The following is a 21,913-nucleotide window of genomic DNA, read 5'->3' on the forward strand; positions in this document are numbered from 1 at the left end:
TGTAGTAATACATTTAGCTGACCATTACTAATAAATTGATAGGTTTAGAAGTTAAGATGTATTTAAGACATTTTAATGAATTATTAATTACTATTCAGTTTTCAAAGAATAAGCCCAGAAGGGCATTTTTTTATGCGTTTTATCTCTTTTTAATAAAAAAGGTTTTTTTAAAGTTCTTTTTTAGTTTTATTAATAAATATTATTCGGAGGAATAATGAATAATGATAACGAATTAAAAAATATTATAAATATAATAGAAAAAAAATATGGAAAAGAGACTATAATGTTTCTAGGAGAAGTTCCAGAAATTGATTTAGAAACATTTCATAGTGGAAGTTATATTTTAGATGATTTATTAGGGGGTTTCGGGTATCCTAAAGGAAGAATTATAGAAATATATGGGCCTGAAAGTTCAGGAAAAACAACACTAACTTTGCATGCTATTGCAGAAGTTCAAAAAAATGGTGGGCTCGCAGCGTTCATTGATGCAGAGCATTCGATAGATCCATCTTTTGCACAAAAAATTGGCGTAGATATAGAAAATCTTATTTTATCTCAACCTGATTCAGGAGAACAAGCCTTAGATATCGTTGACATATTAGTCAAATCAGGAAAAATTGATCTTATAGTAGTAGATAGTGTTGCCGCCTTAGTGCCTGAAGCAGAACTAAATGGTGAAATGGGCGACCAACAAATTGGTGCACAAGCTAGACTTATGTCAAAAGCACTAAGAAAAATTACTGCGAATTCAAATAAAAATAAAACAACAATAATTTTTATAAATCAAATTAGAGAAAAAGTAGGTGTTATTTTTGGTAGTCCAGAAACAACTCCTGGAGGTAGAGCTTTAAAATTTTATTCATCAATAAGGGTTGAAGTGAGAAAAGGAAGTCCTATTATCGAAAATAAAGATATTATTGGTGCCGAAATAAAACTTAAAGTTGTAAAAAATAAAATAGCTCCTCCTTATAAAAATGCTCAAACAGAATTTTATTTTAATGCAGGAATTGATAAAATAAGTGAATTAGTAGATATTGGAGAAAAAATAGGTAAATTTACTAAAAAAGGTTCATGATATTATATTGACGGCAATAGTGTTGCTCAAGGTAAAAAAAATATGAGAGAGTATTTAAGTGAAAATGTAAATTTACAAAAAGAAATAATAAATTTTATTAAAGAAAATTAAAGTTTATTATAAAGTGTAATTATTGTTTTTAAATATTGTATAATATAGGAATGAAAAATATAATTGATGTAAAAATTGAAATTCAAAAAAATTCAAGAATAAAATATGAATATAACAGAAAGACAAATTTAATAGAAGTTGACCGTATTTTACGTGGAGATTTTGTTTATCCATGTAATTATGGTTTTGTACCTAACGCTTTAGATTGAGACGGGGATGAATTGGATGTGTTACTATATTCTGATGAAACATTCCAACCAGGTGTTTTATTAAAAGCTAGAATTATAGGTGCAATGAAAATGATTGACGATGGAGAAACAGATACAAAATTAATTGCAGTTCATGCCGATGATTATCGTTTGGATAATATTCAAGCTTTAGAAGACTTACCTGAACCTTTTTTAAAAAATGTTGAAACTTTCTTTAGCACATATAAAAATTGAAAAAGACCAGGAATTACAAAAGTCTCTGGTTTTGAAAATGTAAATTGAGCATTACATGAGTACGAAGAGTGTGTACATTTAATGAATCAATATGGTTCAATGGACAAAAAAGAATTTATTAAAAAAATGCAAAAAGAACATCCTGAAAAGTATGAGTAAAATAAAAATGCTAGAAAACTAGCATTTTTGATTAAAAAAAGTATAAAAAAATGGTACATCATACAGGGTTCGAACCTGCGACCCACTGGTTAAGAGCCAGTTGCTCTACCTGCTGAGCTAATGATGCACTCTAATTATATTCTTTTTATAAAAATAAAAATTATTTTTTTAAAAAAAGGAGATTTTTAAAATGAAGAAAATAAGAACAAGATATGCTCCAAGCCCAACAGGGTATTTACATATAGGTGGTGCAAGAACCGCTTTATTTAATTACCTATTTGCGAAGCATTATAAAGGTGATTTTATTTTTAGACTTGAAGATACCGATATTAAAAGAAATGTGGTTGGAGGTGAAGAGTCACAATTAGATAATTTAGCCTGATTAGGAATAATACCAGATGAATCGCCACTTAATCCTATAGAAAAATATGGTAAGTATAGACAAAGTGAAAAAATAGATAGATATAGAGAAGTTTTGGAATATTTATTTAAATTAGGTGTGGCCTATAAGGCTTATGATACAACAGAAGAATTAGAACAACAAAAACTTGAAAGTGATCAAAAAGGTATTCCAAACTTTAGATATAATAAAAACTGATTAAAATTAAGTGATGAAGAGAAACAAAAAAGGGATAAATCAGGGGAATATTCTATAAGATTAAGTATTCCTAAAAACGAAGAATTATCTTGAAACGACATTGTTAGAGGAAAAATTTCTTTTAATTCTAACGATATAACAGATTGGGTAATATTTAAATCTGATGGATATCCAACATATAACTTTGCGGTTGTTGTAGATGATCATGATATGGAAATTACTCATGTTTTAAGAGGTGAAGAACACATTGGCAATACTCCAAAACAATTAGTTTTATACAATTATCTAAAATGAGAAAAACCAGAATTTGGTCATTTAACAATTATTACAAATATGGAAGGTAAAAAACTTTCTAAACGTGATACTAGTTTAAAACAATTTATTTCGGATTATAAAGAAGAAGGCTACATACCACATGGAATATTTAATTTTTTAACATTATTGGGTTGAACTTCAAAAGATGGTTCTGAATTAATGACACATGATGAAATAATAGAAAAATTTGAACCTGAAAGACTAAGTAAGAGTCCATCTAAGTTTGATATTTTAAAAATGAATTGATTTTCAAAACAATATTTAAAAAATATGAATAATCTAGATTTAATAAAATTATTTAGAAATGAAAAATTATTTTCAGAAGAATGATTATTTCTCTTTATTGATACTTTTAAACAAAGTTCAACTACTATAAAGGAATTATTTTCAAATTTAGAAATTTATAAAAATCCAACAAATAAAGAAATCGAATTCACTAGTGAAGAATTAATTGTTGTTAGAACTTTTAAAAAGATGTTAGTTGAAAAAATAAAAGACAGTAAATTTACTGTAGAAGATATTCAAGAAGTTATACAAAATGTACAAAAAGAATTAAATGTAAAGGGTAAAAAATTATTTATGCCCATTAGATTAGCTTCTACTTCTCAAGAACATGGTCCAGAGTTAGCTAAAGCTATTTATTTATTTGGATACGAATTTATTTTAAAATCATTGGATAAATATTAAAATGAAATTAAAATTTTTATCGTTAATAAATCAGAATGGTGAATCTAATAAAATTCAATTCGAAGTAGAGTGTAAGTTGAATGTAAATGGTAAGTTTACTTCATTTGAATTTATAGATCCACAAAGCAAAGAAAAAAATCTCATCGAAATTAGTGAAGATGAAATTAATATTTTTTCATCTAGTGCATCTATTTTCTTAAAATATAATCAAAAAATAAAATTTGATTATGAAATTGAAAATCAGATTTTACCTCTTAGTTCAAAATGAACGAATAAAGACTTTTCGAAAAATAAATATAACTTTACATATTCTCTAAGTAGTTCTGATTTTGAAATTGGGACCTATCAAATTTCTATTGAAATAATTCGAGATTAAAATACTAATTAAAAACAAACTGAATATTATGGTTTGTTTTTTTACAAAAACTATTTTATTTTAATTGTAAGTTTTAAAAAAGGGTAAAAGAAAGATATAAGGTTTGGTATTGTGAATTTATTCTTTTAGTTAAAATAATGTATAATTTAAATATTAGGATAATGGTTATTGATTACACTATAAAGAAGGGATTTTTATGGACAAAATTTACAATCATAAAGAAGTAGAAAAGGGTATTGAAAAAAAATGAAGAGATAAGAAATTTTTTATGACACATGATGTTAAAAAGAAACCTTTTTCAATTTTGCTACCTCCACCGAATGTAACAGGAAAATTACATATTGGGCATGCTCTTGATTCTTATATTCCGGATACAATTATTAGATTCAAAAAGTTAAAAGGTTTTGATGTTTTATGATTACCTGGTATGGATCATGCGGGTATCGCTACTCAATCTAAAATAGAAGATATTTTATTTAAGACAACCGGACAAACTAGACATGATTTAGGTTATGAAGCATTTATAAATAAAATTTGAGAATGAAAAGAAGAGTATGCGAATTATTTTAGAAATCAATGACAAACACTAGGTTTAGCTTTAGATTATTCTAGAGAGCGTTTTACCCTTGATGAAAATAGTAATGAAGCAGTATTGAAAGTTTTTGTAGATTTGTACAATAAAGGTTTAATTTATAAAGGTGTAAGAGCGGTGAGTTGAGATATAAAATTACAAACCGCAGTTTCTAATATCGAAATAAATAATGTACCAACCGAACAAAAAATGTTTTACATTAAATATTATTTAGAAAATTCTAATAAATATTTAACAGTTGCAACTGTGAGAACCGAAACTTTATATGGCGATGTAGCATTGGTTGTTAATCCTAAAGATAAAAGGTTTACTAATTTAGTAGGGAAACGCGTTATGCACCCTCTTAGAAATGTTTTAATACCTATTATAGAAGATAGTTATGTTGACCCAAAATTTGGAACAGGTATAATGAAATTATCAACCCATGCAGAAAGTGACATTGAAATAATTCAAAAACATGGTTTTGAATTAATTGAAACAATTGATAAATATGGTTATTTAAAAGTTCCTAATTCTCAATTTGATAAGATGGAACGCTTTAAAGCTAGAGATGCAATTGGTGAATATTTAAGTAAAAATAATATGCTAGAAAAAGTTGAAATAACAACTTCTAATATTTCAATTTCTGATCGTTCTAAAACAGTTATTGAAACTTTAATATTACCTCAATGATTTTTAAAAATGGATTCATTTAAGGAGTTGATATTAAAAGATTTAAAATCAAAAGACGGGGTCGAGTTTTTACCTAAAAAATATAAAAAAACAATGAAGCAATGAATGGATAAAGTTTATGATTGAACTATTTCAAGACAGCTTTGATGAGGACATCAAATTCCTGCTTGATATAAAGATGGTGAAGTAAAAGTTCAAATCGAGTCACCTGGAGAAGGATGAATAAGAGAAACTGATGTTTTAGATACTTGATTCTCATCTGGATTAGCACCATTTGTATTTATGGGTTGACCTAAGAAGAATAGTATTTTAAAAAGATATTATCCAACTAATTTAATGGTTGCGGGGACTGACTTAATTTTCTTTTGAATAGCTCGTATGTACTTTTTTGGGCTTGAATTTATGGATAAAATTCCGTTCAAAAAAGTTATGTTACATGGGCTTGTTCGTGATTCTCAAGGTAGAAAATTTTCTAAATCATTAAACAATGGAATAGACCCTATTGAAGTCATCGAAAAATATGGTTCAGACGCTTTACGTTGATCTTTAATTACTAACTCAACCCCTGGATTTGATCTCAAATTTTCGAATGAGAAAATCGAGAGTGCTTGAAAGATAAATAATAAATTATGAAATATAGCAAATTACATTAATGAATTGCCTGAAAATCATTCAAATGAAATGGTTGATGCAGATAAATGAATATTGGATAAATTATCAGTATTGTCAAAAAACATTAATCGTTTAATGAAAAAATATGATTTTACAGTAATTGGTTCTGAAATTTATAAATTTATTTTTAATGATTTAAGTAGTTGATATTTAGAATTTATTAAAGTTAACAATAACAAAAAAACAACATTAGAAATATTTAAAAAAGTTTTAATAATTCTCCATCCTTTTATGCCTTTTATAACTGATAAAATTTATTCAGAATTATATAAAAGTGAAATTTTAGAATATAAATGACCTAGATTTTATAAAAAAGACAAATCTAAGTATATTGATAGTGTTATTTTAGTTGTAAACGAAATTCGTAAATATCGTGAAGAATACAATATTTCAAAAAAAGAAGTTATCGAATATTTTACAGACATAGAATTAGATATTCATTCTCGTAATATCATTAATAAAATGACAAATTCAACATTTAAACAGAATAATGATTATTTAATTTCAATAAAAGGAAAATCTTTATTTATTGTTGTTTCTGATGATCAAAAAAATCAAAATAAAATTTCTTTATTAAAGAAAATTGAGACAACAAAATTCGAAATAAATAGAGCCGAAAAAATCCTTTCAAATAAGAGATTTGTAGAGAGTGCACCTAAGGAAAAAGTTGATGCTGAAAGACAAAAATTAGAAATGCATCGTAGTAATTTAGAAAAATACGAAGAGGAATTAAAATGAAAATATTAAGTGGTAAAGAATTAGCAAAACAAGAAACAGAAAAACTAAAAGAATTAGTAAAAAAAATAGATCCGGATGATAAACCTGTTCTTTCTATTGTTCAAGTAGGGGATAATCCAGCTTCTACAAAATATGTAAATGCTAAATTAAGAAAGTGCGAAGAAATAGGTATTAAAGGGATTTTACATAAATTTCCTGAAACTATAAGCCAAAATTCGTTGCTTAAAAAATTAGATGTAATTAACGAAAGTTCTACTGGTGTAATAATTCAATTACCTTTACCAGATCATATTCCACAACAAGTTATATTGGATGCTGTTCCTACAATTAAGGATGTTGATGGTTTAAGTAGTCGAAATGAATTTATTTTATACAATGATATCGAAGAAAATCATTTTGTTCCTGCTACTGCTAGAGCAGTTTTGGAATTAATGGAATATTATAACATCGATGTAAAAGATAAAAAAGTTTGTGTAGTAGGCAGAAGCCATGTTGTTGGTAAACCTCTTGCGCATATAATAAAAAGAATGGGCGCTGACGTAGCGACGTATAACGAAAATACAGGTGTTAAGGGAGTCGAAACCGGCGATATAGTCATTGTCGCAATTGGTGTTGCCGAATATATAAAAGAACAAAATATAAAAGAAGGTGCAATAGTTATAGATGTAGGTACAAATTTAGATGCTAAATTAACTGAAAAATTAGTTGGTGATGTGGATGCTGAGTCCGTTTCTAAAAAAGCTTCCGCATTATCTCCTGTTCCTGGTGGAGTAGGGCCTATGACTGTTGTTTGCTTATTAAAAAATTTATTAGATATTTATAGATAATTAAAAAGAGGATAAAATGAGAAAAATAGCTATTTTAACATCTGGTGGTGATGCTCCAGGTATGAATAACGCCGTTAGAGCGGTGGTTAAAGGTGCTAAATCAAATGGTTTAGAAGCGTTTTTAGTTTATGAAGGTTATAAAGGTTTATATAACGATAATATAGTTAGTGCGGATAATGTTGATTTAGATTTATTTTTAAATCAAGGTGGTACTGCAATTTATTCAGCAAGATTTCCTGAGTTTAAAAAACCAGAAGTAAGAGAAGTTGCAATTAATAATCTTAAAAATAGAGGAATAGATGCTTTAGTTGTTATTGGTGGTGATGGAAGTTATCAAGGAGCTCAACTTTTACATCAATCAGGAATTAAAACAATTGGGTTACCAGGTACCATTGATAATGATATAGCTTCAAGTGATTTTACTATTGGTTATGATACAGCATTAAATACAATAGTTGATGCGATTGATAAAATAAGAGATACTGCTCGTAGTCATAAAAGAATTATGATAGTTGAAGTTATGGGTAATGGTTGTGGTGATTTAGCACTTTACTCAGGTCTTGCAACAGGTGCAGAAATTATTGCTACTAAAGATTTTCAACCTTCAATGGAGGAAATTGCAAATACATCATTACAATTGACTAAACAACCTAACCGTAGAAGCGTAGTTATTGTTGTTTCTGAAAAGTGTTATGATATTAAACAACTTGAAAAAATAGTGCAAGATAAAACAGGTTGAGATACACGTATAAACCCATTAAATCATATTCAAAGAGGTGGAAGACCTTCGGCTCAAGAAAGAGTTTTAGCAACGTTATTAGGTTCTAAAGCAGTTGAGTATTTAATTGAAGGAAAATCAGGTTTGGCAGTTGGAATTTTGAATAATGACGTTGTTGGAATACCAATTTTAGAAGCTTTATCAATGAAAAATGCTTCCAAAGAAAAAGCGGTTCAAAGAGCTATTAAATTTAATAAATTGAACCAATCATAATAAAAAATAGTTAACAGTATATTAATTTATTGTTAATTATTTTTTATTTTATTATTTTATGTTATAATATTATTGATTCTTACGTAAGGTAAGTGTGAGATCCTTTTAAAGATCACTTCTTGAGACATTAGCCCTCCTTTCAAATTAATAATTAAATTAGAACAAAAAAGATTAAAAAACACTTGTTAAAGGTGTTTTTTAATCTTTTATTTTCAATTCGAAACCAATTATGATAATCACTTTTAATTATTATTTTCAATATCTTAATTTGTTAAAATGTTAAAAATAGTTGTTTTTTAATATATAATAATTTTATGAAGAAAAAAATTTCGTACAAAGATATTGCTGAACAAGCAAATGTTTCGGTTTCTACAGTTTCAAGATTTTATAATGATGGTTATGTTTCAAAAAAAGCTAGAGCTAAAATCACTGAGGCAATAGAAAATAATAATTTTTATCCTAATACTGGAGCAAGAATAGTAAGAGGTAGAGATAATTCAGTTTTTATTATTATGCCCATATGAGCTCAAAATCTTTATTCTTCAATTGTGAGTGGGATAACAATAGCTTGTGCTCGTAAAGGAAGAAGGGTTAATACAACTTATGCTGGTAATTCTACTAAAGAATATATTGATGCAATTAGATACGCTTTTTCGTGGAAACCATCTGCAATTGTCGTTTTTGTTCCTCAATACTACAAAGAATTATTTGATTTTTTAAAGGGTTTAGAGGACATTACAGTAATATTATACGAACATCAAGTTAACGGAATTAACTCAATAAAAGTCGATATTACGAAAGGTTTTTACACATTAACTGAAAAATTACTGAATTCATCAGCCAATAGAAACGAAGATGGATCGTTAATAAGTAAAAAAGTTGCATTCATAAGTGATGGTAGACTTTCGAATACTCAAAAAACCGAAAGATACCAAGGTTTCGAGCGTGCATGCGTTGATAATAATTATGATTATTATGAATATAGTTTTAGTTCTAAAAAAACTCTAGAAGATATTGCTCAAATTTCTAAGTTTTTAAGACAATACAATATTCATAATGTTGTTTGTTCGACTCACGAAACTTATGTAGCTTTAGCTCAAGCACTAGGTACTAAAGAATATAATTACACTGATATTGGTTATCAATCCATATATGATAATATTAAAAAATATGTAGCTAAAATTTTTATTGATTATCCAAATTTAGGCTTTAGGATTGAAGATATGATTACTAAACATAAAATAAATAATGAAATAATAACAAAAACTATACCAATTGAAATTATCGAAACCGCAAAAAGATAAATCTTTTTGGTTTATCTTTTTTAATTAAAAGGAGAAAAATGAAGAAAATAAATTATAAAATGATTTTTGAATTTTTAACACCAATAGTTTGAAACTTTAATGATGATATGAAAAATAAAAATAACATTTATAAAACTCAGTCTAAATTATTCAAATTTGTTTATATATTATTGGTTATTTTAGCTTCTTTAGTATCTGTTTTGTCGATTGCTACAACTGCTAAAATATTTGGGCAAGGCTGGAAAAATTTTATTACAATACTACAAATTTTTACTTTTTTCTTTTTTATTGTTGATTATATACTACATTTATTGACGTATAGAACATATAAAAAAATAGATAATCATACTATGTTGTATGAGAGCTCATATAAGTTTATTTTTTCAATTAAAGGTATTGTAATATTGCTATCCATTTTGTCTTCGTTACATATTATTGAATATTTTATAGAGGTAGATTCTACTTCGCAAAAAGCTTTCGAATTCTTTAAGTTACTTAATTTTTTTAGATTTGCAAGACTTTTTTGAATTTTAACAATTTTTACTCCTTTTGCAATAATTGCTGCCGCATTCAAAAAGCAAAAAAAAGTTTTAACATATGTTTTACTTTTAGCTATATTGTTAATATTTATTTTTGCCATTATCATTTGAAGTAACGAAACATCTTATTTAGAGGAACAAAGAAATAACTTTTTATTGTCCAATAAAATAAAACCAAGCGAAGATTCATGAAAAATTTATCTTGAGGCACAAGAATCTAATAATAAAGAACTTTATTTAAAAGAACATTTATATTATGATCAAGATAAAATAGCTATTTATGATGCCATTTTCCCAGATTACGACCAATTAAAATCGGGTTATGTAATTACATTTTTAGATGCAATATATTTTGCAACTATTACGTTAACAACAATTGGTTATGGAGATTTACTACCACATTCTCCAATAACAAAAATAATAGTTTCAGTAAATGCGTTAGTTGCTTTAGCGATAATTGCAATTCCATCTGGTATTATCGCCGGTTCGTTTTTAAATGAAATGCAAGAGCATTTAAAAAAACAAAAGAAAGAGAAGTCGAAGTTAAATAATGAAAAGGAAGTAAAAAATGATTAAATTAGGTTCACATATATCTTTTAAGAGTCCTGGTTATTTGGTTGATTCCGTTAAGGAATCTATGAATAATAATGCAAATACAATGATGATTTATTTAGGTGCCCCACAAAATACTAAAAGAGTTAGTGTTGAAAAGTTTAATCTTGAGGAGTATGAAGCTAGATTTCAAAATTTTATACCTAAAGAAGACATCATAGTTCATGCTCCTTACATTATAAATCCCGCATCTTTAGAAAAATCTAGTTTTGCAAAAGAATTTTTAATTGAAGAAATCAAGAGAATGAATTACTTAGGTTTAAAATATTTAGTTTTACATCCTGGGGCATATACTATTTATAGCGAACAAGAAGCATTGGATGAATTAGTTCAGACCTTAACATATGTAATCGAAAATACTTCAGATGTTGTCATATGTATTGAGACTATGAGTGGTAAAGGAACTGAAATTGGAACAAATTTTGAACAATTAAAATTCTTAATAGATTTTGTTAATTCTGAACGTCTTAAAATTTGTTTAGATACATGCCATATGTGAGATTCTGGATATGATTTGCAAAGTTATGATGAGTTTAAAGAGGAATTAATAAGATGAGATATATTAAAACATGTTAAAGTTATACATTTAAATGATTCTAAGAACGAAGTTTTTTCACATAAGGATAGGCATGCAAATATTGGCCGCGGTACAATCGGATTAGAAACATTAAGAAAATTTGTTCATGATCCAGATTTTGATAACATTCCTATTATTTTAGAAACACCCGTACCAGAAGATGGACCAATTTATGATCAAGAAATTGAAATGTTAATTCGAAAATAAATTATTTATTTTTTAAAAAACCAAAATTAAAAAAAAATTTTTAAAAAAATAAAATTAAATTATAATATAAATACTATTTATACAATATTTAAATAAAACATGTAAAGGAGCATATTATGGCAAGAGAAGGTTATACATTAGTTTGTACAGTATGTAAAATGGAAAACTACATTTCTAAGAAAAACAAAAAAACTCACCCTGAAAAAATTGAACTAAATAAATTTTGTGCAAAATGTGGTGCACATACAGCTCACAGAGAAAAGAAATAATAATATTTTTGATGCTTTTAGCATCTTTTTTATTATTTTTTTATTTAACATATATAATTTATATAATAAAGGAAGGTAAAAATGAATAGAACAAAACTTGATATTTTTTTTAACAACAACCCTGAAGTTGATGCTCTTATATCTGAAGCTCCTCAAACAAGATTGTGATATGCTGGAGTTCAAACAACTGATGGTTTTATTATAATAGAAAGAAATAAAGCAACACTTTTTGTTGATGGTAGATATATCGAATACGTTAGAGCAAATGCTAAAAATGTTGATGTTCAATTATTACAAAGAACAAAAGAAGGAAGCTCAATAAAGAAATTCTTTGAAGAAAAGAAATTTAAAAAAATAGCCTTAGAGAAAGATTACTTAATTAAAGATGTTGAAAATTACATTTTGTCATTAACAAATTTAACCTCTAAAGATGTAGTATGAGTAAGTGCTCAAGAATTAAGAATTTTAAAATCAAAAGAAGAATTAAAATATTTACAAGAGGCTGTTAATATTTCGTTAAAATCACTCGAACAATTAAAAGAATGAATTAAACCTGGTATGAATGAAAAAGAAGTTGCGGCCAAATTAAATTATTTACTAAAAATGAACGGTGCCGAAAAGGAGGGTTTTGATGAAATAGTTGCTGCTGCACAATATGCTTCTGAACCTCATCATCATCCAAGTGAGAATAATTTATTAATTGAAAATCATTTGTTAAAAGTTGATTTTGCCGCAAGATATAAAGGTTATACAGCTGATATAACAAGAACTTTTGTAGTAGGTGACCCTAAAAAAACAAACCCTGAGTTATTAAAAATTTTAAAGATAGTTGAAGAATCGGCTGCAGAAGGGCGTAAAATAGTTCGTCCAGGTATTAAAGCTTCAGAAATTGATAGAGTTTGCCGTGAATATATTGAATCAAAAGGATATGGTAAATATTTTGTTCATTCTACTGGGCATGGTCTCGGTATTGATGTGCATGAATTTCCGAATGTTTCTTCATCTAGTGACGTTATTTTAGAACCTGGTATGGTTTTAACTGTAGAACCAGGTATTTATATCGAAGGTCTTGGTGGAGCAAGAAATGAGGATGATGTATTAGTAACAGAAGATGGTTACTATGTATTATCAAAACCGGAGGAAAAGAAAAATAATTTCTTTTAATAGAGGTTAAGTATGAAAATTAATATTATTGATTTACAAAATCTTGACAAGGAGAAAATTGACAAGGTTTCTATTGACACAATAAATAAAATTAGAAATTTTATTGAAAACAAAACAGATGATTTTTTAAAAATGAATTCTTCTGAATTGGCAGAACATTTAGATTTATCTCAATCAACAATTTCTAGATTTGCAAAAGGGTTAGGTTTTAAAAGTTATTCTGATTTTAAAATATATGTTTCTAAAAGATTGCAATTAAAACAAGATACTTATGATGATAATATAGATAATTCAAATATTAATTCTATCAATCAAGTTTCCAACAACATAAAAACCCATTATATATATTCGGTACAAAAAACTGTTGAAAGATTTATAGACAGTAATGATTTAATGGGATATATCAATACAATAAGAGAAAATAAGGTTAATGTCATTTTCGCAATCGGAGAATCTGGAATGGTGGGACGTTATTTTTCGTGAAGTATTAGAAAAATTGGTTTTAATACTATATTTGTGGATAACATACACTCATTTTTTGGTTACTCGAGTTTAATAACATCTTACAAGAAAACTCATGTAACAATAATTTCAAAAAGTGGAAAAACATTAGAAGTTAAAAATATTATTAACTTTTTAATAAAAAACAACGTTACTTATTCAATTTGAACTAAAAATACAAAAATAAAACCCGAAAATTGTAAAAATATACTTCTTTTAGAAAGTATTGAGCAAAATTATCGTATTAGTCATATTGGATCAAAAATTTCAGCATTCTTAATTAGTGATATTATTTTTTCTTACTTATCATCAGTTATTGATCAAAAGAAAATAATTTTTAAAGAAATTAACAATCAAATAAAAGAATGAAATTCATTGCTTCCTGATATGGAACAAAAAGGAGAAAACTAAAGAAAGAGGCAATTTAAAATGCCTCATTTTTTTTAGTTTTCTTTTTTATTTTGTTTATAAAATGACATGAAAAAAATTATTCCCTTATATTAAAGGGATAAAAGAATTGAAAGAAAATTATTAAAAAAAATAGATTATTATATAATATTAAAGCAATATAGGAATATTGCCAAAGTGGGAGATATTTTTAATTAAAATATCGTTGGACCACAATATCGAAAGGATACATAAATATGGCAAAAAAAGAAATTCAAAGAATTGCTAAATTGCAATTCCCTGCTGGTAAAGCTAAACCAGGTCCAGCTTTAGCTGGTGTTGGTGTTAACATGCCAGAATTTACAAGAGCATTTAATGACGCGACTAGAGATAGAGGTGACGAACCAGTTCCAGTAAAAATTATCGTTTACAAAGATAAAACATTTGAATTCCAATTATTCACATCTCCAGCATCATACAAAATTAAACAAGCTGCAAACTTACAATCTGGATCAAAAAATTCTAAAACTACAATTGTTGCAACAATTTCAAAAGACCAATTAAGAGAAATTGCTGAATATAAATTACCTGATTTAAACACAAATGATATTGACGCCGCTATGGCTACAATTGCTGGTACAGCTAAACAAATGGGTGTTTTAGTTGAAGGATACGACGACATTTTTAAAGCTAAAGCCGCTGCTAAAGCCGCTGCTAAAGCCGAAAAATTAGCACAATTAAAAGAAGCAGAATTAGAAGCAGATTTAGCTAATTTAGCTGAAACAAAAGGACAATCAATTGAAGTTAAAACAATTTCAGATGAAGAATCTGAAAATATAGAAGAAGGAGCAAAATAATTATGGCTAAAAGATTATCAAAAAACCTTAAAAACGCTCGTGAATCATTTGATAGAACTATTGCTTACGAATTAGAAGAGGCTATTGAATTAGCTAAAAAAACTTCATATGCAAAATTTGACGCTTCAATTGACTTAGCTTTTAATTTAAACTTAGACGTTCGTAAAGCCGACCAACAATTACGTGGTGCAGTATTACTTCCACATGGTACAGGTAAATCAATTACTGTATTAGTAGCAACAAATAATGTAGAAAAACAAAAACTAGCTAAAGAAGCTGGTGCCGACTTTGTATTAGATGGTCCAGCGCTTGAACAAAAAATTAAAGAAAATGACTTTAATTTTGATGTTATGGTTGCAGATCCAACAATGATGCCTTTATTAGGAAAATACGGTAAAGTTTTAGGTCCTAAAGGTTTAATGCCAAACCCTAAAACAGGAACTGTTACTCCAACTCCAGAAAAAGCTGTTGAAGAACTTAAAAAAGGTAAAGCTAACTATCGTACAGATAAAGCTGGAATCGTACATTCATTAATTGGTAAATCAAGTATGGATACTGAAAAACTAGTTGAAAATGCTAAAACTCTTATTTCTTTAATCAAAAAACTTAAGCCAGCTGCTGTTAAAGGTACATATATGTTGAATTTAACAGTTTCAGCATCAATGGGACCAAGTGTAAAGATTAAAATAGAAAAATAGGTTTAATACCTATTTTTTTATAAAATTTTATATTTAAAAATTGCAATTTTCACAATTGCAATTTTTAAAATTAAATGTGGTTAAATATTAAAGCTAATATAATAGTAATACCTATACCTGTTATTAGACCAATGATTGCTGGTCAAAATAGCTTAATTTTTTCTACAGAAAATTTTTTCATAATATGTCCTTATTATTTTTTATAAATATATCGTAATTATAACATTATTTTTAAAAAATATGAAATTTATTCCTCATCATCTCATTCAAATTCAAATCCAAAAATAGATACTGTATCTCCTTTTTGGATGTTTTGCTTAATTAATTCGTCTCAGACACCAATTTTTTTCAATATATTATTAAATCTAACTAAGTTATCGTAAGTATTAATCGGGGTTCTATAATATAATTCTTCAACTTTTTTTCCGCTAACGTTAAAGTAACCTCTATATTCCTGTTTTACTATAAAATCTGGCTCAAATTCGATTACTTTGTACTCTTCCTCATCTTCTTCATCTATTGTTGAGTAATCAAAGTTTTTAATTAGATCTCATAATTTACCTTTTAATTCGTTTAAATTTTCTCTAAAAATAGCAGAAATTTTAACGATTGGAATTAATGGATATTTTTCCTTAAATTTAGATATATTTTTTTCAAAATTTGGTAAATCACTTTTATTAGCAACAACTAATTGAGATTTATTTTCTAATTTTAAATTATATGATTTTAATTCATTGTTTATTATTTCGAAATCTTCGATTGGATTTTTTTCTTCAGAACCAAAGTCAATAATATGTGCAATAACTTTGCAACGCTCAATATGTTTTAAGAATTGTGTCCCTAAACCTTTGCCTAAGGAAGCTCCTTTTATTAATCCTGGTAAATCTGCAACAGTATATGAATTATCGAAAAATTCAACCATACCTAGTTGTGGTACTAATGTTGTGAATTCGTATTCTGCTGCTTTTGCTTTAGCATTGGAAATAGCACTTAATAAAGTAGATTTACCAGCAGATGGTTTACCAACAATACCTACATCAGAAAGTATTTTTAAAACTATTTTTGCTTCAAAACTTTCTCCAGGCATACCGTTTTCGCTTATTCTTGGTGCGGTGTTTTTTGGTGTTTTAAATTTATTATTACCACGACCACCTTTACCTCCGGAGGCAATAAGGTATGGTGTATTAGGTTCTATTATGTCTGCAATTTGTTTATCATTTTTATAAACTAATGTTCCAACAGGGACTTTAATATATGTATCTTTTGCGTTTGCTCCGTATAAATTTTTTGGACCACCTTTTACTCCGTCTTCGGCTTGAATTATTTTATTACTATAAAAACTTAGTAATGTATTTTTTCCAGAATCTCCAATAAAATAAATGTGTCCACCTCGACCACCATCTCCGCCGTCTGGACCACCTTTATCAACGTGAGCTTCTCTACGGAATGAGATCATACCATCTCCACCCTTTCCGGCTTTTAGTTTAACCGTAACTTCATCAATAAATTTTGCCATTTATAACCTCCTGTTTTTAACTTTAAATTAATTATTTTAATAAAATTATTATTTAAAAATATTGAATTTATATATATGTTTTTGTTTTAAAACTATTGTATTAATTATATCATAATAAAAAATGAGTTTTTAAGCTAGAGATATAAAATATTACTTTTTATCTCTTTTTAATTCATAAATCATATCTCTAAGTTCGATTGCTTTTTCATAATCTCTTTGTTTTGAAGCTTCTTCCATTTTTTTAGTTAATTCTTCTATTATGTTAACTATCTCTTTTTTCTTAAATTTGGATTTTCTATTTAAAATTAAATCTAATGAATTGTTTGTGCCGTCACCATAAATAGATTCGGGTATTTCTTTTAAAATAGTTTTTGGAATTATATTATGTTTTCGGTTATATTCCTCTTGTATTTTTCTTTTTTCTATATTATCTTCTATACATTCTTTCATTGCTTGAGAAATTTTATCTGCATAAAATATTGCCTCACCTTTGGCGTTTCTAGATGCTCTACCAACTATTTGCTTTAAGCTAGTAGCACTACGCATGAAACCTTGTGCGTCAGCTTCTAAAATTAATACTTTTGTAAGTTCAGGTATATCTATCCCTTCTCTTAATAAATTTATACCAACAATTGTTTCGTAGTCTCCAAGCCTAAATTTTCTTATAATTTCATTTCTTTCAAATGTATTGTGTTCAGAATGCACATATCAACTTTTTATTCCTAAATTAATCAAGTATTCATTTAACTTTTCCGCACTTTCTTTCGATGTTGTAAGCACAATAGTTCTACCATCACTCTCTCTTTCTTTTATTATTGTGTCATAAATATCATCAACTTGATTTAAAGTTGGCTTAATACTAATTTTAGGATCAAGCAATCCTGTTGGTCTAACATACATTTTAGCAATATTATTTTTTGAAATATTCACTTCATATTCGCTAGGTGTAGCTGAAATAAATATTTTGGTAAAGTCAAAATTTTCAACAACTTCATCATAACTAAGGGGTCTATTTTCTTTAGCGGAAGGTAATCTAAAACCGTAGTTAACCAAATTGTCTTTTCTTGCTTGATCACCTTTGTACATACCACCCATTTGTGGCACAGTAAGGTGCGATTCATCTATTATCATTAAAGAGTCTTTTGGTAAATAGTCTAATAAAGTGTATGGTCTTTGCCCTATTTCACGGCCATCAAGGTACATTGAATAATTTTCGATGCCTTTACACATTCCGAATTCTTCCATTTCATCAATATCTGAAGTTATTCTTTGACTTAATCTTTGCGCTTCTAAAATTTTATTTTTACTATTAAAATAATTTAATTGTTCTTTCAATTCTTTCTTTATTTTTGGGATTATTATATCGTAAACATTATTGTCAACGGCATATTCATCTCCTGGAGAAAGAATATAAGCTATATGTTTCTTAATTAAGTTTTTGTTAAGAGGATCAACATTTGCAATTTCTTCAATTTCATCACCAAAAAAAGAAACACGTATCGCTTCATTTTCTTTGTCAGAAGGATAAATAAATACATTGTCACCTTTTACTGCAAAATTACCATTTTTCGGTGCTAAATCATTTCTTTGGTATTTTACTTTTGTTAAGTCTCTTATGAATGTTTTTAATTCTATATTTTGACCTTTAAAAAATCTATAAAAACTTTTTTTGTAGATTTCAGGGTTTAATGCACCATAAATTGCACTAACACTCGCAACCACAATTACATCTTTTCTATTTAAAAGAGAATTTATGGTGCTTAGACGCATTATTTCTATTTGTTCGTTTGTTTGCGATTCTTTTTCTATGTAGGTATCAGTGTCTGGTTTATAAGCTTCAGGCCTAAAATAATCAAAATACGAAATATAATATTCTACAGCATTATTAGGAAAAAAAGATTTTAACTCTGAATATAATTGACTAGCCAAAGTTTTATTGTGTGATATTAAAATTACGGGTTTATTAATTCTGCTTATGACATTAGCAATGGTAAAAGTTTTTCCCGACCCAGTAACACCATTTAATACAATATTCTTTTCATTGTTTTTGATTTTATCAACTATAAAATTTATTGCTTCAGGTTGACTTCCAGACGGTATCATTTTTGTTTCTAATTTAAAATTGCTCATATGTAAATTATATATAAAAAAACGAACTAAAAGTTCGCTTTTGGTTTTATTTTAAAAGTTTTGCTGCGTTTTTATCAATTATTACTGTTACATCATTGTGTGATTGTAAAAAGCTAGCTGGTACATCTTCTGTTATAGGTCCTTGAATCATTTTAAATATAGCATCTGCTTTATGTTCGCCATCAGCAAGTAAAATTATTTTTTTAGATTCTAAAATTGTACCTATTCCCATTGAAATTGCAGTTTGAGGAACGTCTTCTTTTTTATCAAAGTACTTTTGATTTGATTCGATTGTACTTTGAGTTAAGTTAACTTCACGAGTCCTATCTGTAATTTTTGAACCAGGTTCATTAAATGCTATATGACCGTTTGTACCTATTCCTAATATTGTAAAATCAATTCCACCTTTTTCTTTAATTAACTCTTCGTATTGTTTTGCATTTAATTCTATATCTCCGTTACCTAGAGGTAGATTAATATTTTCTTTTGAAATATTAATGTGATTGAATAAAACATCATGCATAAAGTAGTAATATGAACATTTGCTTTCTCTCGGTATACCTACATATTCGTCTAAATTAAAACTTGTTAATTTAGAAAAGTCTAATTCACCATTTTTGTAGTATTCAATTAAATTTTTATATGTTGCTATTGGAGAGTTTCCTGTCGCAAAACATAAATTTGTGTTTGGTTTATTATTTATTTGTTCTTTAATAATTTTAGCAGCTTCAAAAGCTACTTCTGTTGCGTTATTTTTTATAATTACTTTCATATTTATCCTTTTATTTTTTTACCATCAATATAAACTTCTTTTATCTTCAAAGTTTCGTTGTCTAAGATTACTAAATCAGCTAGAAATCCGGTTTCAATTTTACCTAAATTTTGTATATTTAAATATTTAGCCGAATTATATGATGTCATTTTAACAGCATCGTTAAGTGAATAACCAATTTTGACAATATTTTTAAATGCATCATGAATAGTGATTCCAGAACCTGCTATAGTGTTTGTACCTTTTAATGTGATTAAATTTCCTTTTTTAATAACAGGTATATCACCTGAAATATTTTCCCCATTAGGTGCATAAGCAGGTTTTATAGAATCAGATATTGCTATTATTTTATCTACACCTTTTAATTTAATAGAAAAATCAATAGATTCCTTTGAAACGTGTAATAAATCTATTATTAATTCTGTATATACATCATTATTATATAGAGCCGCTTCCAATAATCCTGGATTACGAGAATCTACACCTGACATGGCATTTCACATATGACAAACTGAGTAACATCCATTTTTAAAGAAATTGTCAGCAATTTGGAATGAAGCACTGCTATGTCCAATTGAACCAATAATCCCTAATTTAGATTGCATATATTTAAAAACATCTAGATTTACCATTAATGGGTCAAAAGAAATTTTCTTTAACATATTGTTTGAGGTTGCATACATTTTATCGATTCTACTTTTTGTACCTTTAATTAAATATTCAGGTTTATGTGCCCCTTTTTTTGACATTCCAATGAAAGGACCTTCGATATGTATTCCCAAATTACGAGAAACTCATTTTTTATTTTCTGAAACATCTTTCAAAGCTTTTAAAATAGTTTTTCAAGAGTTTGTCATTGCAGTTGGCATAAATGAAGTAACACCATGTTTTGCAAGTTTTCTAGAGATTATCTCAACAGCTTTAGTACCATCCATAACATCTTGGTTATATATACCGTGAATATGTGTGTCAATAAAACCTGGAACTAATATATTTTTACCTTCGCCTTCCTTTTCGACAACTTCAAATATTTTGTTATCCATTATGTATACATCAGCGTTTTGTATTGTACTTTCAGGATTAATGATTTTTACATTTTCAATTTTAATAATATTTTTATTCATGTTCAATAACCTTTCTTAAGTTAGAGTTATTTTTATTTAGTAAATCCACTGCCTGTTTATAATCAATGTTTTTTAATATCATAACTATGGCTGTTTTAGCGTTTTGTCTAGCTTCATTATATTTTTCTTTTGCATAATCAAAATCAACATTTGCAATATCTACTATCATATTTATTGATCTTTTTACTAATTTTTCGTTTATAGGTTTGACATCGATCATGTATTCATCATATACTTTTCCGGTCTTTATTGCTGTCATTGTTGAAATTGAATTCAATATTAATTTTTGCATTGTAGCCGCTTTTAGTTTTGTTGATCCTGAAATAACTTCATTACCTAACTCTAATACTAATGTAAAATCAGCAAATTCTTCGATAGCACCATTTTTGTTATTTGATATTAAAACTGTTTTTGAACCTTTTTCTTTGGATTTTGCAAGAAAACCTTTTACATATTTGGTATTTCCTGAAGCGCTTAAACCTATTACTAAGTCGTTTTTATTAATTTTATTTTCAATTGCATTTGATTCTCCGAGCTTAAAATCGTCTTCATTCATTTCAAGGGAATCTAAAACTGCATCGTCACCGCCGGCTATTACATATTTAAATCAATTTTTTTCTCCATAAGTTGGATAAAAATCTAATGCATCTAGCATTCCTATTCTTCCACTAGTACCTGCACCAATATAAAAAACTCTTCCATTTTTATTAATAGATTCAATACACATTGATGCTATTTTTTCTATGTCTTTTGAATGTTCTTTATAAGTATCAGCAACTTTATAGTTCGCTTCAACAAATAAATTGTTTAATTCGTTTAATTCGTATTTATCTAATTTTTTCATATTGTTCCTCAACTTTTAATATATTAGGTTCAAACATATTTTAGTTTTAAAACTTATTACTAAAATATAAATGAATAATATATGTTTTTATATTTTTATATATAACAAAAAGTAGTTTTTTTCAAAAATATAATGAATACTTTATGCAAAAATATT

20 protein-coding genes and 1 tRNA gene are annotated in these 21,913 nt (G+C 27.2%); 15 read left to right on the top strand and 6 right to left on the bottom strand.

The features are described 5' to 3' along the window. The first annotated feature begins 214 nt into the window (after window positions 1–214). On the top strand, window positions 215–1,186 hold the full coding sequence (gene recA, locus JXZ92_RS01245) for a recombinase RecA (RefSeq protein ID WP_205851978.1): 972 nt from the start codon (window positions 215–217) through the stop codon (window positions 1,184–1,186). A gap of 50 nt (window positions 1,187–1,236) precedes the next feature. After that, a complete protein-coding gene (locus JXZ92_RS01250) occupies window positions 1,237–1,788 on the top strand; it encodes an inorganic diphosphatase (protein ID WP_205851979.1) in 552 nt (183 codons plus the stop codon). A gap of 51 nt (window positions 1,789–1,839) precedes the next feature. On the opposite strand, the gene JXZ92_RS01255 is transcribed toward JXZ92_RS01250, so the two are convergent. Continuing rightward, window positions 1,840–1,915 (bottom strand) — tRNA-Lys (locus JXZ92_RS01255). 63 nt (window positions 1,916–1,978) lie between these two features. On the opposite strand from JXZ92_RS01255, the gene gltX reads away from it, so the two are divergent. The 13 genes from gltX to rplA all read left to right on the top strand — a co-directional run bounded on the left by gltX (window position 1,979) and on the right by rplA (window position 15,371). Next, window positions 1,979–3,388, top strand: coding sequence for a glutamate--tRNA ligase (gene gltX / locus JXZ92_RS01260; protein WP_205851980.1), 1,410 nt, complete (start codon window positions 1,979–1,981; stop codon window positions 3,386–3,388). Between the two features lies 1 nt (window position 3,389). Next, window positions 3,390–3,764, top strand: coding sequence for a hypothetical protein (locus JXZ92_RS01265; protein WP_205851981.1), 375 nt, complete (start codon window positions 3,390–3,392; stop codon window positions 3,762–3,764). A 196-nt stretch (window positions 3,765–3,960) separates the two neighbouring features. Continuing rightward, window positions 3,961–6,447, top strand: a complete 2,487-nt coding sequence (locus JXZ92_RS01270) for a valine--tRNA ligase (protein WP_205851982.1) — start codon at window positions 3,961–3,963, stop codon at window positions 6,445–6,447. Further along, window positions 6,435–7,265, top strand: coding sequence for a bifunctional 5,10-methylenetetrahydrofolate dehydrogenase/5,10-methenyltetrahydrofolate cyclohydrolase (locus JXZ92_RS01275; RefSeq protein WP_205851983.1), 831 nt, complete (start codon window positions 6,435–6,437; stop codon window positions 7,263–7,265). Before JXZ92_RS01270 ends, JXZ92_RS01275 begins: the two co-directional genes overlap by 13 nt. 16 nt (window positions 7,266–7,281) lie before the next feature. After that, on the top strand, window positions 7,282–8,256 hold the full coding sequence (gene pfkA / locus JXZ92_RS01280) for a 6-phosphofructokinase (RefSeq protein WP_205851984.1): 975 nt from the start codon (window positions 7,282–7,284) through the stop codon (window positions 8,254–8,256). A 314-nt stretch (window positions 8,257–8,570) separates the two neighbouring features. After that, the gene (locus JXZ92_RS04135; protein WP_308699353.1) at window positions 8,571–9,560 is read left to right on the top strand and encodes a LacI family DNA-binding transcriptional regulator; all 990 of its coding nucleotides are present in this window, start codon (window positions 8,571–8,573) and stop codon (window positions 9,558–9,560) included. Between the two features lie 38 nt (window positions 9,561–9,598). Next, window positions 9,599–10,675: a potassium channel family protein gene (locus JXZ92_RS01290; protein WP_205851985.1), complete on the top strand. Its 1,077-nt coding sequence runs from the start codon at window positions 9,599–9,601 to the stop codon at window positions 10,673–10,675. Then, window positions 10,668–11,495: a deoxyribonuclease IV gene (locus JXZ92_RS01295; RefSeq protein WP_205851986.1), complete on the top strand. Its 828-nt coding sequence runs from the start codon at window positions 10,668–10,670 to the stop codon at window positions 11,493–11,495. Before JXZ92_RS01290 ends, JXZ92_RS01295 begins: the two co-directional genes overlap by 8 nt. Window positions 11,496–11,611: 116 nt before the next feature. Next, window positions 11,612–11,764, top strand: coding sequence for a 50S ribosomal protein L33 (rpmG, locus tag JXZ92_RS01300; RefSeq protein WP_174892645.1), 153 nt, complete (start codon window positions 11,612–11,614; stop codon window positions 11,762–11,764). Between the two features lie 81 nt (window positions 11,765–11,845). Next, window positions 11,846–12,928, top strand: coding sequence for a M24 family metallopeptidase (locus tag JXZ92_RS01305; protein WP_205851987.1), 1,083 nt, complete (start codon window positions 11,846–11,848; stop codon window positions 12,926–12,928). 12 nt (window positions 12,929–12,940) lie between these two features. Further along, window positions 12,941–13,840, top strand: coding sequence for a MurR/RpiR family transcriptional regulator (locus JXZ92_RS01310; RefSeq protein WP_205851988.1), 900 nt, complete (start codon window positions 12,941–12,943; stop codon window positions 13,838–13,840). Window positions 13,841–14,073: 233 nt separating this feature from the next. Then, window positions 14,074–14,673 (top strand): 50S ribosomal protein L11, encoded by a 600-nt coding sequence (gene rplK / locus JXZ92_RS01315; protein WP_205851989.1) that lies wholly within the window; start codon window positions 14,074–14,076, stop codon window positions 14,671–14,673. Window positions 14,674–14,687: 14 nt separating this feature from the next. Then, window positions 14,688–15,371, top strand: a complete 684-nt coding sequence (gene rplA, locus JXZ92_RS01320) for a 50S ribosomal protein L1 (RefSeq protein WP_374962877.1) — start codon at window positions 14,688–14,690, stop codon at window positions 15,369–15,371. A 247-nt stretch (window positions 15,372–15,618) separates the two neighbouring features. Here rplA and obgE read toward each other — a convergent pair whose 3' ends face one another. The 5 genes from obgE to JXZ92_RS01345 all read right to left on the bottom strand — a co-directional run bounded on the left by obgE (window position 15,619) and on the right by JXZ92_RS01345 (window position 21,757). Continuing rightward, complete coding sequence (gene obgE, locus JXZ92_RS01325) at window positions 15,619–16,887, bottom strand: GTPase ObgE (protein ID WP_205851991.1); 1,269 nt, start codon at window positions 16,885–16,887, stop codon at window positions 15,619–15,621. Window positions 16,888–17,037: 150 nt separating this feature from the next. Next, window positions 17,038–19,017: an excinuclease ABC subunit UvrB gene (gene uvrB / locus JXZ92_RS01330; RefSeq protein WP_205851992.1), complete on the bottom strand. Its 1,980-nt coding sequence runs from the start codon at window positions 19,015–19,017 to the stop codon at window positions 17,038–17,040. A gap of 46 nt (window positions 19,018–19,063) precedes the next feature. Then, window positions 19,064–19,789 carry a glucosamine-6-phosphate deaminase gene (gene nagB / locus JXZ92_RS01335; protein ID WP_205851993.1) on the bottom strand — a complete coding sequence of 242 codons (726 nt, stop codon included), beginning with the start codon at window positions 19,787–19,789 and terminating at the stop codon, window positions 19,064–19,066. A 2-nt stretch (window positions 19,790–19,791) separates the two neighbouring features. Continuing rightward, the gene (gene nagA, locus JXZ92_RS01340) at window positions 19,792–20,913 is read right to left on the bottom strand and encodes an N-acetylglucosamine-6-phosphate deacetylase (protein ID WP_205851994.1); all 1,122 of its coding nucleotides are present in this window, start codon (window positions 20,911–20,913) and stop codon (window positions 19,792–19,794) included. Further along, window positions 20,906–21,757 (bottom strand): N-acetylmuramic acid 6-phosphate etherase, encoded by an 852-nt coding sequence (locus JXZ92_RS01345; protein ID WP_205851995.1) that lies wholly within the window; start codon window positions 21,755–21,757, stop codon window positions 20,906–20,908. Before JXZ92_RS01345 ends, nagA begins: the two co-directional genes overlap by 8 nt. Window positions 21,758–21,913: the final 156 nt, after the last annotated feature.

The sequence above is a fragment of the Mycoplasma sp. CSL10137 genome (assembly GCF_017116845.1).
In the GTDB taxonomy this organism is placed as follows: Bacteria; Bacillota_I; Bacilli_A; order Mycoplasmatales; family Metamycoplasmataceae; genus Mycoplasmopsis.